A 19576-nucleotide genomic window follows, 5' to 3' on the forward strand; every position below is an offset into this window, starting at 1 on the left:
CTTTAGTTCTTCATTAGTTTTGCCTTGCCACCCTGTATAGGGTGGCAAGGCAAAACTAATGAAGAACTAAAGTAAAACTAAACTCAGAATGTAAACCAGTGTCATGGCTGTTAAACCTTGAACTAGAGTTGCCATTGTTTGAGCTCGATAAGCTTGTTTAACACTCATGCGACTGAATTGGGTAACGACCCAGAAGAAGCTGTCATTAGCATGAGATACAGTCATGGCACCTGCACCAATAGCCATAACAGTTAATACGCGTCCCATATCACTTGCAAGACCAATATCGCCCAGTAGTGGGGCGACTAAAGCTGAAGTTGCCACAAGAGCGACTGTTGATGAGCCTTGAGCTGATTTAAGCGCTGCAGCAACGATAAACGGCATAAAGATACCCACACCTAGTGCAGATAAACTACTGCCAAGGAAAGTACCAATTTCTGTTGCTTTTAAAACCGCGCCGAATGCGCCGCCGGCACCTGTGATTAACAAAATAGGCGCTGCTACAACCAAGCCTTGGCTAATGCGGTCACTAAACTCTTTAATTTTGTCTGAGCTTTTTAATAAAGGAATGGCTAATAACAAACCAATCATAAGTGCATTAACGGGTTGACCTAAGAACATTAAGATATCAAACACAGATTCCTTACCTAATGGCGCAGAAGGGAAGTTTGCAATAGAGCCTAAACAAATTAGCAATATTGGAACAAAAATTGGCGCGAATGCTTTTGTCGGGCTAGGTAACTCACCATAGCTTTTCTTTAAGGTTTCGTAATCTTCTAATTGATTATTGAGCTCTTCTGCACCTTCACCGTCTGGTTGCTCGTTGGCAAATCGGTTTGCCCACAAGGTACCAGCAAAAGCTGCTGTTGCGGCAACGAACACACCAATGGCAATGACCAAGCCTAGCTGGTTTTCTAAACCTAAATTACCCGCAGCTGCAATAGGTCCTGGAGTGGGAGGCACAAATGTGTGGGTTGCGTATAAACCTGTCGCTAATGCAACACTCATTGAGACGCTAGAAACCTTCATACGGTTTGCCATAGACTGTTTTAGCGAGTTTAAAATCACGAAACCAGAATCACAAAAAACTGGGATAGAGACGATATAACCAATAATTGACATTGTTAACGTTGGGAAGCGCTTTCCAAGCACTTTTATCACTACGTCAGCCATGGTAATTGCTGCACCACTTTTTTCTAAAATAGTACCGATAATGGTACCTAGAACAATAACTAAACCTATGTATCCTAAAATGCCACCAAAACCACTAGTGATGGTTTTAGCTATGTCAGCACTTGGTAATCCATAGGCGAAAGCGGCTAAAAAAGAAGCCAAAATAAGGGTTAAAAAGGGATGTAATTTAAACTTTGAAGTCGCAATAACGATAAATGCAATTACGCCAATTAATATCAAGATCATGCTCATGATAACGTCTCTGGTCAGGGTATAAAGATATGTTGTTTTTGTAGGCGTATTATTGAAAACTTGTCTAACATATGCTTTGTGCAATGATACAAATTTTATAGGCTAAAGTGATTTATATGTGTGCGACTGCACAAAAAATTGTGTTTGCGTTATGACTTAGGTTAATTCGATTGTTCTAACTATGAAATGAGCTTTGTTGCATCAAGTTTGATGCATAATTTGACCTAGGTATAAATTGAGCAAATGGTGAAATTCTTGCAAATTAGTGCCAGTGATTTGTTGAATTTTGTCTAAACGATAACGGAGTGTATTGCGATGGATAAACAGCACTTCTGCACATTGCTTATGATCGCCAATATGTTGAATATAAGTCGATAAAGTCTTTTGTAGCACGCCATTTTTATCCGCTTCAACCAACTTTAAATAAGGTGCTGAAAGGGCATCACCTCGCCAATGCTGTTTAAGGCCTGTGAAAATAACCTGTAAGGCATAGTCTTCGTATAGGTACTTACTGCGCTCAGGATTTAAACTTTTACCAATTGCTAAGGTTTCTTTTGCGGTGCGATAAGATTTGGCTATTCCATCAATTCCTAAAAAGAAGTGACCTAAGGAAATGTTGAGGCTTAATTCCATATTGGCAGGAATGCGCTTTAAGAGTTTATCTATGCGGTGGCTTTCAAGTTCAGGATCCCACTGTTTACCATCAAGGTAAGCAGGTTTTAAGATGACCAATTGATTAAGCGAGGTCATAGCAATGAGGTTATTACGATCAGGATATTGTAATAAATGCACTATTTGTTTTAATGCTTGGTTATTATGGACTTGTTGCTGATTAACAGATTCTATTTCAATAATAGCGACCACACGCTCTACTGTGACATCAATTCCTAGCTGGTGCCCCCAATGGGTCAGTTGATCGACATCTTTGTCCTCTGCTCTAATAAGCTGCAGGATAAACTCTTCTTTTTGTCTATTTTGCCACTGTAATTGGTCTTGTAAGTTGGCTTGCTCGACAATCATTTCAGCGGTCATTTTTAGTAATTCACCATATTGTGCAAGTTCACTTGGTTTGCCAGTGATACCAATTACGCCAACAATTTGCCCTTGGTAGTGCAAAGGCAAATTAAGGCCTGATTTTACGCCATGTAGGCTTGGAGCGATATCTTGATTGATTTCAACATTGCGGTTTTGACTAATTGCCAGTAAAGCACCTTCATGAATTGAGCCTATTCGCTCGTTAGAGCCAGAACCTAAAATGACCCCTTGGGCATTCATCACATTGATGTTGTGCCCAATGATTTTCATGGTTCTGTCTACAATCCTATTAGCGATTGCACTGTCAATTACATACATATGTCACTCAGAATAGGCTGCGATTTAGCCCGCTACTTGATTTATTAATTGATAAAGCCAGTAAAACAATAGACCGTAACTGGTTAATAAAGTCAATACTGTTGCGAACTTAGCAAATGGCGGCACTTGCGTTTGTTTAAGCCCTATGTGGCATAAGGCAATTGAGAATAAACTTATCGGGGCGATGATGACACTGAGAGGTAAAATGATTATGGCACCTGTTAGTAAAATCAGCGCTGAAAGTCGAGAAGGGGATTTTTTATTGGTTAGTGGCATTGGAATGAGTGCCATACCAATAGATAACACCACTGCGCCGAAGTAAAGAACAAACTGAGCAAAGGATTCGTATTGACTAATAAAGCCGATTAGCGCGGCAATAGGCATTAGCAATGACACTGTGACATGTTTTTGGCTAAATGAGGCTTGCACGTATTGGCCTGAAAAATAGCAGCAGGCTTGCACAATAGTGTTAATAAATGAAAATGCTATTAAAGCAATGAGAATAAGTATGCTGTCATTAGCCATTGAGGTTGTTGAGGCATAGGCAGGCATAGCTAAAAACGAGCTAGCTAGAGCAGTTAGTATAAGGGGTGTTTTTGGCATGATATTTTGAGTCTAATAATACACTTTGCATCAAATTTTAATCGACATCGTTTAGAATAGCTTTTGTTAATTTAGCAATAACGAGTGTTTTGTCTATAAATGCGAATACGGGCACATAAAGTGACAAGTTTGATCAATGCTAGATATAAAACAGATACAAAAAAGCCTGCATAAATGCAGGCTTTTAATCTATCAGCTCAAGCTTATAACTTGTAGTTAACGCTTAACATAATCATATGTGCAGTGTAGTCATGGCTATTACTACCAAAGCTCATTACATTCCAGATATCATCTGGTGCGATATCATTTGCTGCATCATTATCTAAGTACTTTTCAATTTTATAATCTAAACGGAAAGCCATTTTTTCAGTGGCTTGGTATTGACCATATAAATTGACGTTATGTACTTTGGCAAAGTAATCACCGTAGTCACCAGTGATACCTTGGCGAACTTGAGTGTTACTGTCAGACTCTGAGTAAGTGTAATCTAAGCCTAAACGTAAGCGGCTATCCATTAAGTTGTTGTAACTTAAGTTAGCACCTACAACATCGACGGTATCTTCGATATCTGCTTGCCAAGTAGGACCTGAGAAAGTACTGCTACCTGACTGTTGTGATTCAATAACCTGGTGGTTATAAAATGCATTCAACATCACATCTTTGTTGAACATGTAGTTGAAGTTGATATCGTAACTAGTGTCTTTCGACTCAGTTAAACCAATTTCAGTGTTCTTGTAGTCATCTAATGCATAACGCACACCTAAATCAATTGTTAATGCTTCGATTGGTGTATGACTTACACGCGCTTCTACCATGCTGCGATCACGATCTGCTAAGTAGTATTTACGTAATAGGTCGTTATTCTCAGACGAGGTCCACTCAGATGCTTGGTAATCAGAACCGTCACGGTTACCGTAACTGCCTTTTACCCACATGTCCCATTTTTCAAAACTGCTGACACGGTAGCGAGCCCAAACTGTACTTTCTTCTGTGACTTCACGTTCAGAGTAACTACGCTCATCACGCTTGTAATCAACTCCACCATCAAGTTTCATACCGCGAGTAATACGGTAATCAGCTGCGATTTTTGCACGATGTGTAGTTTGGTCGTATGGCGTGTTATATGCCACTTGTCCGTTTACATCGTTGATGCTGATTTGAGTCCACTCTTCAATGTTAGTGTTGTTTTCACGGTCAGAGTAATCGTAGCTACCAGACACGCGCACACTGCGATTGATACGAGATGCAGCTTTTAGTGTCATACCAGTTAGGTCAACTTTTGCATCTACAGACTCTGTTGGTACGCTGTAACCGTAACCTGAAGTGACTAGGTCTTGATCTTGGCTCATTTGACCAAACATCAAGCGACCACTTACAGCTGTGCCATTTTCAGTATATTGACCTAGTAGCGAAACAATATGTGATTCATTATCAGGGTCCAGTGCCATATAACCGCGTGTTTGAGCTCCAAACGTTGGGTTAAACGCATTGTCATAGCCTAATTGGGCATTATCATTTTTAAAGATAGAACCGTCATAGTTTAAGCTGGTGAACCAGTTTGAACCACTAAACTTAATACCAGCATTGATAGTATCAGTTGTGTAATCAACAGGCTCTGCAATCATCATTGACTGATTAAAGAAGCTACCTGACGCAGTTTTAGTGCCGGTTTTTTCTTCACGCTGATAATTCACGTATGTTGTGAACATAGACTCAGTTTGATATTCGAAACCAAGGCCAGCACGTTCACGTTTAAGTGAAAGCTCAAAAGGGTTCAGACTACTATAAAGCTCAGTCATACCGTCAGTTGAACCAGCTGTTTGCCAATTATCAGGTAAGGTTAACTCTGAACCGCCAATACCTTGATATGGAGATACGACACTGTTTGAGTCATATGTTGCGATTGAACGGTAGTTTAGGTTCAAATTGTATTGACCTAATTTACCGACGTTCACATCTAAACGGCCGTTGTCTAAACCTAGGTCCGTCGCTTCAACTTTAGCGCGGTAACCAGACTCGCCGATATAGTTAACATCAGCGTCTAGCTTAGGTGCAAATTCGTTATCGCTACCAAATGCGTTAGCTGAGTGAATGTCATCTTCGCTGTTGTAACCAACACCAACACCAACACTTCCCGTTACGCCTGTTTCAACTGCACAACCTTTACAAACCCATTTGTCGAATTTGACTTTATCAGTATTGGCATTGCCTACACCGTAACCATCTGCTGCCATTGCAAATCCTGCATTGGCAACTAACGCTAAGGTGATAATATTCAGTTTAAATTTCATAGTCGTACATCCTTAACGCTGAAGTAATTTGCCAGAAGGGTGGTTAGAACCATGTACTTGGCTATGACAATTCAAACAACTGCGGCCACCAGTAAAGGCATTATCACCAACATTAGAACCCATACCTGTATTCCCTAAGTAAGCATTGCTTGCATGGCCATCGCTGGCATGACATTGCTGACAAAGTTGTGGAGCACGAGTTTTAAGCATTCCTTCATTCACTGAACCGTGTGGGTTATGACACGTTACACAGTTTTCAGTTACAGGAGCATGTTCCCAAAGTTTAGGACCACGTTTTTCAGCGTGACATGAATAACAAGTCTCGTTCACACTTGGTTTAACCAGGTCTGAATCAGCCATGCTTCCATGAGGATTATGACAATCACTACAAGTCATTTGGTTCCATTGCATTGGATGACTAGAGCGCTTATTCATATCTGTTTTTTGTTGTGTATGACAGCTAGTACACACTTCCATTTCAGTCTTTTTAGATAGAATAGGGTCGTTAGCTGTATGTACGCTGTGACATGAAGCACAAGCAACATCAGCATTATCGTGATGGCTAGTATTCCAAGACATACGGTCGTCATCTAAGTGACAGCCCATACAAACACTGTTTTGTTTTTCAGGTGCTAAGGTTGAATCAGGACCAAATGCGATAACAGGTTCATTACCACCGCGGTTATGTTTACCCATTGGGCCATGACATGCTTCACATTGAAGTCCAGCCATAGGGCTTTTTGATGATTCGATTGCGCCGTGAACACCTTTAAAGATATCCATGACTTTTTCAGAGCGTCTGTGACACATTAAACAAGAGTCGGCACCTTTTGGTGAGTAACTGCCTTCTTCAAATTTCTTATCAAGAACAGCTTCAACTTCGTCAGGTGTCATTTTAGCATCCCACTTCGACGCGTAAGCCGAGTGAGACATCCCAAGAGATAGCAATACAACTGCCACAAATGTTGGGATGATAGAATTTAGTTTCATTTTGATTTTCATAGTTAGGCTTCCCAATCTAGCTCATGATGTATATGTGATTTTGGTAAAGTAAGGGAGAAGCAAGCTCCTCCCTTATTTGAAATTACATGTTCACCTGAGTGTGATCGAAAATGGTAGGCTTATGACAACCCATACAGAACTCTAGTTGAGCTGATGCATTGGCATCATCGTAAGAACCATTAACTACAGCGCCTTGACCTTCAGCGTGAGCTTTGATTTCATCAAATCCATGACATGATGCACAAGTTGCTGTGATTGGTGTGGTGTATTCACCAGCTGAAGTCGCTAATGCACCTTTCTGTTTAAATGCGTCAAGGTTGAAGTCATTATGACACTGAGTACAGTCACTGATGATACCTTGCTCACCATGAACACTATGAAGTTTCATTTCAAGTGCACCTTGGTTTCCACCTGAAGCGTAAGTACCGTCTGGAGTATGACAAGTCACACAACCGTCAACACCAACAACCACTTCACCATCTGCATTTTCACGACCTAATTGCTCAGTCATGACAAAGCCAGCATGGTAGCCTTTGTGTATTTCAAAGGTTTCGCCGTGACAGTTTTCACAAGTATTAAATGCAACTGAATCAGTGTGACGCATGCTAGGCGCTTCACCAGAAAGAGTGCCAAATACTAAATCAGCTTTCATGCTAGTAGTAGCAATGTCTTCAGCACAATCAACAGCATTTGTACCGTCATTACACATTTCTAAACCAATGAAGCTAAATGCCGTATCAGTATCTTGTATACCTGCTGGTGAGTACTCACCAAATGGTAATGAAGGAATAGTGTATTCAATGTTTCCAGCAACGATTGTAACGTCAGCAGCTAGTTCACCACCGCTAACCAAATCGTAAGCAACTTTTGCTAAGCCGCTACCTGGGCTTGCGTTGTAACCCATGATAGGGAAGTTAGGGCCAACGTTAGTAATCGTTTCTATACGTTGGATTTTGCTAACTAATGTAGATGCATCAACAGCAGTACCGGCAGCATCAGTGATAGAAACTGATAAGGTTGCTGATGTATCAGAATTAACAGTTAGAGTAGAAGACATACCGTACATATCGATAAAGGCTTTCTTCTCTACGAAACCACCAGTGTGAATTTCTTCTGTCCAGCTTGCGTTATGACAAGCAATACAGTTTGAGTTATCAGATTGCTGAGAGTGACCTTCGCCAGCTTCAAAATCGATGCCTGTGTGACAACTAGTACATGTTTCCATAGTTGGAATACGTGTCCAGTTACCCCATTCTGTTAACTCTTCAGATTCAACGTGACAAGTTTGGCAGTTGTCTTGAACGATTGCGTGTGCGGTTTCAGCTGTGTAATCGTCACGACCCCAAACTTTATTAGAGTTATGAACGTTATGAACTAAGTGAGCAAAAGCAACTTCAGGTTTACCACGACCATCTGCCCATTCTTGGGTATGACATGTGATACAAGTTTCAACAGTCGTTGCTTTGTGATAAATCTTTTCACCTTCAGCGTGACAGCTTGCACATACTTCATGAGAAACGATGTTTTTAGTGTATAAAGCTTCGTAGCCTTCACCATCAAAGTCTGCAACGATTTCGCTAACAGGAACGGTAGTTACGCCGTCTAATAAAGTCGACGCTTCTGCTACAACGTTAAAACGTTGAGTTAGCTCTGTGTCGAAGGTTTCAGTATCGAAGGTTTCGAAAGTAAACTCGTAGCTACCATTCTTATTATCAACAAATGTTGAAGTCGAACCAAGCTTCTGCCAGTTTGCACTGTTACCAGCGCCAGTAGCGCCTGCAGGGATAAGTTGAGCTGCATTTTCAATTGAAAAGTCTTTTAAGCCGACTACTGCTTCATCATCTTCATTAGTCGCATAAACTTTAACTGTAGGCATGTTATCTGCGTAAGTAACAGAAAGCACTTCTAAGTTTAACTGTTCAATGGCCTCAGCAGGGGTACCACCAGGAAGTCCTGGGTTACCGTCTTTGCCGTCATCACCGTCACTGCCACAGCCTGTTAAGGCTACGCTGACCGCACTTGCTACAAGCATCAGTGCTATTTTAGAATTTTTCTTGTTCATCATTTGTCCCTGCATAATAAGACATCGCTTAAATTTGACGTGGCTTTTAATCTTGCCTAGATACATAGTCTATTGAGTCAATTTAGCTTTTTTGGGTTTTTAAATTCATCAATTACAAGGTTAATCCACAACTAGAGAAAAATCTTTATATCTAGCCTGATACTGTGAAGCAGATCGGTCTATTTCTAAAGAGGTATATTTTTTCCAAGCCAAACCTTGTTTTTATTGGCTTAAAGCAAAAAAGAGTCGCACGGTGGCGACTCTTTATTTTGCTAACTAGCCTTTATTGTCCACCCCAATCAGAGTGAGCTTCAAGAAGCTGATTATCGTTGTGACAAGTAGAACAAGTCTCTATCACATTTAACGCTTCATAATCCGCTTCAGGTATACCTAAACTATCAATGGTTCCTACAACTCCGCCATTGGATTCAATGTGCTGAATAGTTGATTCAGTTAATCCGTAAGGAGGTACGTGACAACTAACACACGCTGCGGTTTGAGGGGATACAACTAACAAGCCTAGGTCATCACTACCAAACGCTACCGGAGTAGACTCTGCGGTGATCCCTTGGATTGAGTAGCCATCATCACCATGACATGCTTGACACTCTGTCTTCTTAAAGAATAAAGAACCACTTGAATCATAAACATAATGCTTAGAGTGAACTTTAGTCGCTAAGTTAGATGACTCTCCACCAGAAGTGGCGCGAGTTCCGTTATGACAAGAAGCACAACCATCGATATCATTTGTGTAGCGATGAGTAATTTGAGTCGTATGACATTGTTGACAGTCAGCCATTTCTGCGTGTTGCATACGTGGAGATTCAGCTACTGACGTGCCATCTAGGTTAAAGTAGAAGGTATCAGACGTGACATAAGGTGCTTCTTGATTACCTGCATCTAACTCATCGACGTCACAGTACTCAATTACCCCTTTACCCGAACAAACATGTAATTGGCTGCTTAAAGCAATAGTAGAACCTGCATCAATCAATGTCGCAATTTCAAAGTCATCAGCACTAATAGTCGCAGTAATTGAACCATCTGCTTCTTCTGTGAATGTGTCATAACCTACTTTTTGATAGTTAACCAAGAAGTCATCAGTTAGTACGCCATTGATAACGATTGCACTATTAAACCCACCGTATTGATAAGGGCGTGGATCAATTTGATTAATTGCTACTAGTTCATCGCCATTTTTAACAGTGAAATTAACTGTGATTTCTGACTCATCTTCAGCAACAGTCATAGATGAAAATTCAACTTTTAACTCAGTCGCTAAGAAGTTACTGTTTAAATCATAATGGGCTTCATTAGCACCGCGAGCACGCTCACCATCTTTATGACAATCTAAACAGTTGTTACCTTGTTGATGAGAGGCTGGGACACCAGCAGCTTCAGCTGCAGGGCTTGGGCTATGACAGCTCCAACATGCAGTGGTATCAACATCAGCTTTCCAGCTGTCAGTTAAGTTGAACTCTTCATTTGGGTTATGACAAGTCAAACAATTAGATGTCATTTGCGGGTAAACGCCATCGTCAGAGAAGTTCGCCGTTGTATGGATGCTGTGAACCATACCTTTAATCGAACCATCATATTCGTAAGCTTCACCAATCGGGTTACCGTCTGCATCAGTATCTTGCTTACTGTAGCTGTTGTAATCGGTGTGACAGAAAGAACAGGCTTCTTCAGTATTGTGTTTGCTACCATGCATTGATAGCTCACCAGCTTGTCCTGCTCGGTGACATGTTTGACAATCTGAGTTTGCAAGAATTTGAAGTGGCTTTTCTACTTCAACATCAGTAGCGGGAACCCAGTAAAAGAAACTATTGTTAACCATAGTTTCTGAACTGTTATTTGTTGCTTTGATTGACATGTAAACGCCGTTAGTTGCGTCTGCCATGTAATCGTACTTGTCTAAAGTGTCGATAGCCTGATCAATTGTGATTGTGTAACTGCCGTCTTGATTATCTACGAAACAATCTTCACACTCACTTTTACTGCCATCGAAATAGTTAGAACCAGTAAAGTAACCGTCACCTTTATCTTTGTTGAAATAACTTAACCAAATTTGTCTATCGACACTTGGGTTAACAATTTCATCTTCGCCAGGTTCATCAGCAGAACCAACACGTCCAAAAGAAATAGCGGCTATATCTGTTTGTGTTAAGCCAACAACGGCTACACCATTAGCATCACCTAGTTTAAAGTTAACAGTTAAAAATTGGTTTTCATCAACGCTAGCAGTAGTAATAGTACTCGTTAACGCTGATACTGTACCTATTGGTTTACCGACGATGCCATCTTCACCATCTTCACCATCTGTTCCGTCACTGCCACAACCAGTAAGCGCTACTGCCAAAAGGCCTGCACTAAATACCGCTTTAGCAGTAGTATTGAAATTGAATTTTTTCATCATTGTTCCCTGCAAGAAATTTTTTCACTTCATTCTTCATCATAAAATCAAGTGTATGGATCATATCCAAGCTTATTTATAAGCCCTTTCATTTTATTGAGTTAGCTCTAAAATCACTGTGATTTAGATCTTACTATTCCGAAAGAGGTATTACTTAATTCTACATTTTGAAAGTTAAAATGTTGAAATTGTAAAATTTAAAAACCGCTTAAATCACTTTTGTTGCGCCTGTGTGATTATTGCGATCTACGCTTAAGCATTTGGAATATTCAATTTGAGTAAGCTTAATTAATGAAATCATTAACTAACGTACCATCCAATACATTACTTACTGCTAAAATTGCCATTACTAATAATAAGTGTTTTATGTGACTTGTGTGCTTAAAAATTGATTTTTTTGTGCTATTTGGGAGAGGTGTTAGCGGTTTTTTGTTAAAAGTGTGACAAATGTCTCAGTGGTGGTTGGTTGAGAGTCTGTTCTAATCAGCAACTTTGTTTCAAGTTTTTACAAATGGAATATTTCTGATAAAAACTAGCATTGAAACGCATTAATCCGCAGCTGCTTGAACAAATAACGAGTGAATTGAATGATCTTCACTCAAACAGACATAAAGATGGTAAAAGTGGGCTGATTTAACTTGATCATGCTAATGGCTTAGGGGATAATCCTGCCGTTCACATAAAACATGTTTTATGTGAAATCTATGGTGACCTTAGGGTCCCCCCGCAATGATAACTTGTGAACTCGGCCAGGCCTGGAAGGGAGCAACCGCAGCAAGTGACTCGTGTGCCGGGGTGTGGCTCTAGGGGAACCTCCAAATTCCTCTTGTTTTCTTTCTATATCAATTAGCTTTTTATAATAATTCTATACCAATATTATTTGCTGTTAATTATTGGCCTGCAGTCACGCAGTTTCAGCTAATTATTTTCTATAATCGGCAACGCTTCAAGTTTTGCTTTTGCTTCAGCTTCCTCCTCGGCAATTCGTCTTTTCAAATTTGCCTTTAAAAACGCACGTGATTTCTCTAATGCAACTTGAATTTCATTTTTCATGGTTTGCAGTTCGTTATAATCTTCGAAAAAGTAGGTATCAACTAAATGCCTAATATAACGAACGGGTAATTGGTTTAAGGTTACACAGCATAAATCAGCCAAATACTCTTCAGGTAGCTCTTCCATTAAGCCTTCATCCCTTAGTATTTCCATTAGTAAAACTTCATAGTAATTACGGATATCAACTTGCATATTTTACTCCAAGAGAATGACTTTATATTAGTTTGCTACCAGATTGAGTTGGCTGCAATAAAAAGTTGGCTATGAAAATGGGTTAATTCAGCTTCATTTCTGCTGTAACCACCCCTTATGACTGCTGCAATAGGGATATTAGCTTGTTTAGCTGCATTAAATATAACTTATCACGCACTAAAATATCTGCTGTTACAACATCAGTATTTACCAAAATAAATAGTCTGACCGGGTTTCAAGGTCTGAATTGAGCCTAAGTTGAAGTTTTCTTAAGTTGTTGCAATTAACCTAGGTTATAGTGAGAAAAATGACGATAGGATAATTCGGTAAGCCTTTCAATATGTTCTATACTAATGAAGCCATTAATTTGCAAGGATGCCGTTTATGTTCAAATCTATTTCAATCCGGAAAAAACTATTTGTACTTCCGTTGTTGCTTGCTGTAGCAATGATGGGTGAAGTTATCCTTGTTATAAGTTCATTAAAGCAAAATCATGATGATGCTCAAATCGTTAACATAGCTGGTCGTCAACGCATGTTGACCAAGAAATTTTCTGCTGAAGAGCTTTATCGAAGTAAGCTTCAAGACCAGCAGTTTCCTGTTTTACTTAATGCAGATAAAACCGTAAAACTATATGAAACTTCACTTAATGCTCTCATAAACGGTGGTCAAACCTATGCAGATTTGGGGTTAACAAAATCAATCACTTTACCTAAACCGCAATATCAACCGTTTACAGAACAGCTTTATCAAGTTGAGCAATTATGGAAGCAACAACTAACTGCCGCCCATAATTTAGAAGCAGAGCCTACAGGGGCGAATGCTAACGCATTCTTAGAAATCAACCATAAAACCATGGCTGCGATGAACAAAGCCGTGCTTATTTATGCTGACTACTCTGAGCTAAAACTAAATACCCTAGTTAATAACAGTATTGGTCTTGCTGTAATTATGGTGGTTTTGGCATCATTAATTGCTCTGTTAGTGATAAAAGGTATCACTCAACCGATTAATCTTCTGGTTAGTAGTAGCCGGAAAATTAGTCGTGGTGATTTAAGAGCTGCATCGGAATTAACTGAAATTATAAGCAAAAATGAAATAGGAATGTTAGCGCATCATATCGAACTCATGCGCGAATCATTGCAAGAAGCACTTCATGAAATTCAACAGGCTTCCAGTAGTATTGGCTTATCATCTACCCAGGTTTCTGAGCTCTCAGGTCAAATCAGCCAAGCCAACCGTAATGAACAACAACATTTTAGCGATATGTATGAGAACTCACAGACTCTTGAAGTGTCGACAAAGCGTTTAAGTGAGATTGCTGCCGAAACACTTTCCATGGTAACTCAATGTAACAAGCTATCGACTAATGCTTCAAAGTTAGTCGGTGAAAATATCAGCATGATGACAACTACTTCAGAAGAAACGATAAAAGCCAGTAGTTTTATACAAGACCTCAGCCATTCTGCAGAAAAAGTATATGGTATTGTGGATGCTATTCGCGCTATTTCTGAGCAAACCAATCTGCTTGCGCTAAATGCCGCTATAGAAGCTGCTAGAGCAGGAGAACAAGGTCGGGGTTTTGCTGTTGTTGCTGATGAGGTGCGCAGTCTTGCGGCAAGAACGGGTAGCTCAACCGATGAAATTGCTAAGCTCATTACTCAGCTTACAGAAGGCGTGCAGCAAGTCGTTAATAGCATGGGGGAGGTTACTAAAAAAGTAGAACAAAGTCGTGAGACTTCGAAACAAACTGAGAAAGGTATTCTTGAAGTTACTGAAAAAATTCAACTTGTGGCTCAAGCTCAGCAAAGTATTGATGAGCAAGTCGATAACCAGAACCTGCAATTAGATATATTGAAGGGGACACAGGAGGAGTTACAAACGATTATTGAAGAAAGCCACAATAAATCAGAAACATCGTCTCTTGTCGCGGAGCAATTATCGATAGTCTCAAATAATGTAACTGATTTATTGCAGCGTTTTTCTCTAGAAGCCTCACTTAAGTCCAAAACTAAACCAGCTTCTGAAAAACGAAATTTTCCTCGTCTGTTGACTGGCCTTCATTTTTCTTTAAGCCAAGGCAATCAGCAAGCTCAGGGGTTAACAAAAGACATTAGTATGGGCGGAGTAAAGCTTGTTGTGCCTGGCAGAGTCCATTTGAACAAGGAACTACCTATAGTACTCAACTTTTCTTACCTCCATAAAGGAAATAATAATAAGTTCGATATAGCAGGTCATATAATTGATGAAACAAAGGACCAAACAGGTAAAACACAATTACATCTGAGGTTTGAACAACCTAACACCGAGCAAAAGAAAGCCTTAAACGAGATCTTCGAAGAACACGGCTTGCAAAGTAACTACAATGGTAAAGGCAAAAAAGTTGCCTATATCGAGCCTCACACTAACGCTGTTCAGTATGATTAATAAGAATGTCAGGTATTTGGCAAACTAAATGGTTCGAATGTTTATGCCAAAATTTCAATGTTAAATACTTCTTAGGTTTATTTGGTGGTTTATAAATTGATTATTTTGATTGAGTAGATTAATTGCTGGCGAGATCAATGCAGTATTTGAAAATAATGAAAAGAGAAAACAAGTTTATTGAAAAGGTCGGTTAACTAAAATTTCAATATTCACTAGTAGCAATATTGAGTTATTAGTTCGCATGAGCTGAAATAATATTTTCTTTAATGGTGTTGATCCGATGAATGAATGTCATCATGTTCGGGCACGTTGTTGGCAACACTAGCTTGGGGTAGCTAGTGCACCAACAAAAGCAATTGTTGAATAACAGAAATGTTATAACTGTTTGATTGCCCAGCTCATGAATTCTTTTCTTGTTTCTTCATCTGCTTGTAACCACCAGTATTGAAGCATTTGTTCTGGATGAGTGGAAGATTGTTCGCCAGCAGGTACATCTGCAGTTGCTGGCATTTTAGCTTTTGGTGATGCAGGAGCAGTTGCTGCTACTGTGGCACTGGTTGCTACTGCAGCAACAGGCATGGCTTTTGTGTTGCTGTCAGTTGCAGAGGCTGAAAGGGCATCAATATCTTCACCCTTATTACCGCTGAATAAATTACTGATAAAGCTACTTTCTTGGTAATTTGTTTGCGTAACAGTGTAGTTTACAGAACCGTTATCTTTACGAGAGATAACCACTTGTGGATCTTTAGCAAACGTTTTAGGTTTTTTGACAAATTCGCCATCGATAGGCTTTAGAAGATATTCATGATCACCATCTACGGTGATATCAATAATAAACGGTGAAGACTTAATGAAGCTCTGACTGTCACTGAAATCATCATCTATCATGTCATGATAACGAATCGCAATTTTATGGTTTCCATTTTCTAGATCTAAATTTGTTTTATGGGTGAACATATTGGTATCGATTTCTTTACCATCAAGCGCAAGATATTCAAACGACATTGGGATAGTAAGGTTAGCCGCCATAGCTGAGCTTGATGTGACTAATGCTAATAATGCAGCACTTAGCGGAAGAGAAAATTTCATTGTTGCTCCTTAACGATTGTTATTTCGATACGGTCGTTCAAACATTTGAATGCGCTCTTCAATATAGCTAATTGCTTGACGACATTTCCCTAATCTTCGATGTAGAGAAAGGATTTCATTTTGTATCGTGATTTTGTCAGTACTGTGACAGTTTGCAAGCTTAGTTTCCATTTCTGCAATTTTTTGTTCAAAAGTTGTAGCCCAATTCAAATGTTTATTTAATTCCTGATAAATTTGATGGCTATTCTTCATGACATTGCTTGCTATCCATGCAAAACCACTGTCGGAGTGCTGCTGTTGCTGCTTTTTAGCATATCGAGCTCGACTATTTGCTCGTTTTTGCTCAGCTGTATTCACATTTAAATTGGTGGTAACCAGTGCACGCCTTAATGCTGTAAACCGATCTTGAATACGCTGGCAGCTTAATTCGATAATTTTGACATCAAGTTTGAGCGAAAGTTGCTTTTCTAATTGCTGGATATCTTTTTTTAGTTGCTGAATGCAAGGGCTAAGTTGCGCCCCTTGTTGAATAAATAGTTGCGAGTTAAACCGTTCAATGTCCTGCAACATTTTCTTTTGCTGTGCAGGCAAGTGTTGATCATGATGAAGAGCATCTTGTTCAAGGGCACTGAGTTGCTGCTTTAATTGATAGATAAGCTGATTGGTATTTCTCATAACCAAGCCGTCCATGCAAGGTGCGCAGCTATAGATAATACAGTAATAATAAATAGTGGCTTAACAAAAGGGATCCCAAATCTAATCGCTGATTTAGCGCCGATGTATGATCCTGCCATCATGCAAAAGCCTATCCACAGTCCTAATATCCAATCAACTTCACCCAATAATGCAAAAATGACCAATGCAGTGACGTTACTCACCGATGTCATGACTCGCGCTAAAGCACAACTATTAAGTAAAGGGAGCTTATGTAATCTAATACTCGATACAGTCCAGAAAGCTCCAATTCCTGGACCTGCAAAACCATCGTAACCACCAAGTAATACTCCTTGCGCCACTTGTTTTTGCTTACAAGGGGATGTCATTGGTGGCTCTTTTAAGTTCTCACCCATAGCTTTTGGGCTAAATAAGGTATAAATCGCAATACTGATGATGACTAAGGGGAGTATTTTTTCAAGCCAAGCTGCATCAATTAAGTAAACAAAGATGCTACCTAATATTGCGCCTATGAATGTTGCTATAAAGGCTGTGCGCCAAAACTTCAATCTTATGAGTTGCTGCTTATAGTATGTGTAACCAGCAGTGATAGAGCCAAAACAAGCCGCCAGCTTATTAGTGCCTAATGCTAAATGAGGTGGGATCCCCATGGTTAATAGAGCGGGAATAGACAATAGCCCACCACCACCGACAACGGCATCAATAAACCCTGCGACAAGACCGATGACGGCTAATATGATCCAATGACTTGGATCTAACAAGAATTCCAAATAAATACCTATTCAATAACTTTACGAAATGGCGGTAGGGCATCGAGTAGTGATTTGCCATAACGCTTAGTAATAAGACGTCGGTCTAAAATGGTAACTCGACCATAGTCATCTTCTTTACGAAGTAATCTACCACAACTCTGGATTAATTTGCGTGAAGCGTCAGGAATAGTTAGCTGCAGGAATGGATTACCACCTTTACTCTTGATGTATTCAGCATGTGCTTGTTCAACGGGAGAGGTTGGTACTGCAAAAGGGAGCTTAGTGACAATCAAATTAGTTAAATAGTCACCAGGTAAATCTAAACCTTCAGAAAAACTACCTGTACCAAAAATAATACTGGGTTTCCCTTCATCGCAACGTTTTTTATGTTGCTGCAATATTTGTTGCCTTGGCATAGTGCCTTGAACAAAAAGTTGCTCTTTTGGGATTTTACTAATGACTTGGTCTGTTACTTTCTCCATTTGCCAATAAGAGGCAAACAAAACCAAAGTCGCCATTTCATCTTCAACCAGTGCGATGATTTGTTCTGCTAACTCATCTGTGAAGTTGTCCTCTGTCGGTTCGTTATTCATTTGAGGTATGAATAAGGTGGCATTATTCTCGTAATCAAATGGGGATAATAATGCGAGAAAGCGACTACCGTCGTGAAGAGATAAACCGACCTGATGAGCAAAATGATTGAAATTATTTAAGGCTCTAAGTGTGGCGCTGCATAAAACGACGCCAGCGGCTTTTTGCCATAACATATGCTCAAGCATAAAACCGACTTCAATAGGCGATGCGCAAAACAAGTAATCTTGTTGTTTACCAGTAATAAGCTCTGCCCATCTAGCCATTGGTGCGCCTTTTTTGGAGTCTTCTTTTGCGAGCATCTTCCATAGTTTGCTTAAATTTTCGAGTCTTTGCAGGATAAATCCAGCCTCAGACAGGGCTGATTCAGACTGATGCTTTGGCAGTTCACCATCTTTAATGGCTTCACTGAGCACTGATTGAATTTTGTTAAACTGTTTAACTGCTAGATTTGAAGTTGTGGCTAAATTTTCTGCCATGATTAAGAGTGACTCAGGTAATTTACCATTTTCGAAACGTAACCTTGTTTCTGGGTTAGCAAATAGTTTGGGCTGAGTATCGCAAAAATGCGCCACTTGATTAAGTTGGGTCACTAAGTCGCCAATATGGTCCAGCATGGCTTGTACTGGCGCAATGATGTGGGTGGTTTTAAGCTGGTTTTGTAGTTTTGAGCATGTTTTAGATGCTTTTTCTAACCAATCACTTGCGCCTCTAAGCGTCGCCTGTGCACTAGAGAAATCTCTTGCGACAGTGGGTAAGTGATGGGCCTCATCAATGACATAAAACATGTCCTCTGGCTCAGGTAAAATGACACCGCCACCGAGCTCTAAATCGGCAAATAATAAACTATGGTTAACGATTAATACGTCCCATGTCTCGACATCTTCACGTGCTTTATGAAATGGGCAATTGTGGTGACTCGACATTTGGCGATGACAGCTGTGTTTATCGCAGCAGATCTGTTGCCATAGAAAGTCTGGTAATGGTTGTTTTAAGGTATCAATCTCGCCATTCCATTTACCTTCTTGAAAGTCTTGATGCAGCGCTTTTAATAAATCAATCTGGCTTTGATCTGGCTTAGTTTGCCACATGGCCATTTGTGAAGTGTCTTCTGGACCTATCATGGCAGCAAGTTTTGCAAGGCAAACATATCTTTGTCTGCCCTTAACTAGTCCAAATTTAAAGTCGACACCAGATTGTTGCAAAAAGAAGGGCAGATCTTTGTGAAGTAATTGCTCTTGAAGTGCCACAGTTGCCGTTGCAATACAGACCTTTTTTTTGCTAGCGAGAGCCAGAGGAATTGTACCTAGAATATAAGATAAAGACTTACCGATACCGGTTCCAGCTTCGCATACCATGATACGACGTTGCTTATCGTAATCACCTGCTAACGTTTTAGATATTTCTGCCACCATATAGTTTTGTTCTCTGCGGGAACGAAAATTTGGCATCGCAGTCGCAATATCTTTATAGATAGTGCGGATCTGAGTTTTAATATGATCCGTTAACATGTATGACCCATTAGCAATCTTTACTTACTAATTCTTTATTTGCTGGTATATGCTGTACATAATAACAGTGATTTTGATTGTTCGGTATAAATAATCGAATGTTAAAACAACTCTTGTCATTTAAAGGTCATGAA

Annotated in this window: 13 protein-coding genes and 1 other RNA gene; 2 read left to right on the forward strand and 12 right to left on the reverse strand. The window is 39.8% G+C overall.

Translation table 11 applies throughout. The features are described 5' to 3' along the window. Positions 1–66: 66 nt before the first annotated feature. The 7 genes from FNZ24_RS14655 to FNZ24_RS14685 all read right to left on the reverse strand — a co-directional run bounded on the left by FNZ24_RS14655 (position 67) and on the right by FNZ24_RS14685 (position 11152). Positions 67–1425, reverse strand: a complete 1359-nt coding sequence (locus tag FNZ24_RS14655; RefSeq protein ID WP_153915481.1) for a GntP family permease — start codon at positions 1423–1425, stop codon at positions 67–69. A 201-nt stretch (positions 1426–1626) separates the two neighbouring features. Next, the gene (locus FNZ24_RS14660; protein ID WP_153915482.1) at positions 1627–2778 is read right to left on the reverse strand and encodes a sugar diacid recognition domain-containing protein; all 1152 of its coding nucleotides are present in this window, start codon (positions 2776–2778) and stop codon (positions 1627–1629) included. A gap of 24 nt (positions 2779–2802) precedes the next feature. Beyond that, complete coding sequence (locus tag FNZ24_RS14665) at positions 2803–3207, reverse strand: hypothetical protein (RefSeq protein ID WP_153915483.1); 405 nt, start codon at positions 3205–3207, stop codon at positions 2803–2805. A 377-nt stretch (positions 3208–3584) separates the two neighbouring features. Next, a complete protein-coding gene (locus tag FNZ24_RS14670; RefSeq protein WP_153915484.1) occupies positions 3585–5672 on the reverse strand; it encodes an MtrB/PioB family decaheme-associated outer membrane protein in 2088 nt (695 codons plus the stop codon). A 12-nt stretch (positions 5673–5684) separates the two neighbouring features. Next, entirely contained in the window at positions 5685–6674 is a 990-nt protein-coding gene (locus tag FNZ24_RS14675) for a DmsE family decaheme c-type cytochrome (RefSeq protein ID WP_153915485.1), read from the reverse strand. A gap of 82 nt (positions 6675–6756) precedes the next feature. Then, on the reverse strand, positions 6757–8739 hold the full coding sequence (locus FNZ24_RS14680; protein ID WP_153915486.1) for an OmcA/MtrC family decaheme c-type cytochrome: 1983 nt from the start codon (positions 8737–8739) through the stop codon (positions 6757–6759). A gap of 280 nt (positions 8740–9019) precedes the next feature. Then, positions 9020–11152 carry an OmcA/MtrC family decaheme c-type cytochrome gene (locus FNZ24_RS14685; protein ID WP_194945071.1) on the reverse strand — a complete coding sequence of 711 codons (2133 nt, stop codon included), beginning with the start codon at positions 11150–11152 and terminating at the stop codon, positions 9020–9022. A gap of 713 nt (positions 11153–11865) precedes the next feature. Here FNZ24_RS14685 and ffs point away from each other — a divergent pair. Next, positions 11866–11962: signal recognition particle sRNA small type (ffs, locus tag FNZ24_RS14690), an RNA gene on the forward strand. A 108-nt stretch (positions 11963–12070) separates the two neighbouring features. Here the strand turns inward: ffs and FNZ24_RS14695 are convergent. After that, the gene (locus FNZ24_RS14695; protein WP_153915488.1) at positions 12071–12397 is read right to left on the reverse strand and encodes a late competence development ComFB family protein; all 327 of its coding nucleotides are present in this window, start codon (positions 12395–12397) and stop codon (positions 12071–12073) included. 384 nt (positions 12398–12781) lie between these two features. Here FNZ24_RS14695 and FNZ24_RS14700 point away from each other — a divergent pair, with 384 nt between their 5' ends. Continuing rightward, on the forward strand, positions 12782–14824 hold the full coding sequence (locus FNZ24_RS14700) for a methyl-accepting chemotaxis protein (RefSeq protein WP_194945072.1): 2043 nt from the start codon (positions 12782–12784) through the stop codon (positions 14822–14824). Between the two features lie 375 nt (positions 14825–15199). On the opposite strand, the gene FNZ24_RS14705 is transcribed toward FNZ24_RS14700, so the two are convergent. Genes FNZ24_RS14705 through dinG form a run of 4 tightly spaced genes read right to left on the reverse strand, consistent with a single transcriptional unit; the run spans position 15200 to position 19442 of the window. Further along, entirely contained in the window at positions 15200–15913 is a 714-nt protein-coding gene (locus FNZ24_RS14705) for a DUF2057 domain-containing protein (RefSeq protein ID WP_153915490.1), read from the reverse strand. 9 nt (positions 15914–15922) lie between these two features. Next, positions 15923–16588 carry a primosomal replication protein gene (locus FNZ24_RS14710; protein ID WP_228768503.1) on the reverse strand — a complete coding sequence of 222 codons (666 nt, stop codon included), beginning with the start codon at positions 16586–16588 and terminating at the stop codon, positions 15923–15925. After that, positions 16585–17358 (reverse strand): sulfite exporter TauE/SafE family protein, encoded by a 774-nt coding sequence (locus FNZ24_RS14715; RefSeq protein ID WP_153915492.1) that lies wholly within the window; start codon positions 17356–17358, stop codon positions 16585–16587. The genes FNZ24_RS14710 and FNZ24_RS14715 overlap by 4 nt, the downstream gene beginning before the upstream one ends. A gap of 8 nt (positions 17359–17366) precedes the next feature. After that, entirely contained in the window at positions 17367–19442 is a 2076-nt protein-coding gene (dinG, locus tag FNZ24_RS14720; RefSeq protein ID WP_153915493.1) for an ATP-dependent DNA helicase DinG, read from the reverse strand. Positions 19443–19576 lie beyond the last annotated feature (134 nt).

Origin of the sequence: Shewanella sp. TC10, from assembly GCF_009663145.1 — a bacterium.
Lineage (GTDB): Bacteria > Pseudomonadota > Gammaproteobacteria > Enterobacterales > Shewanellaceae > Shewanella.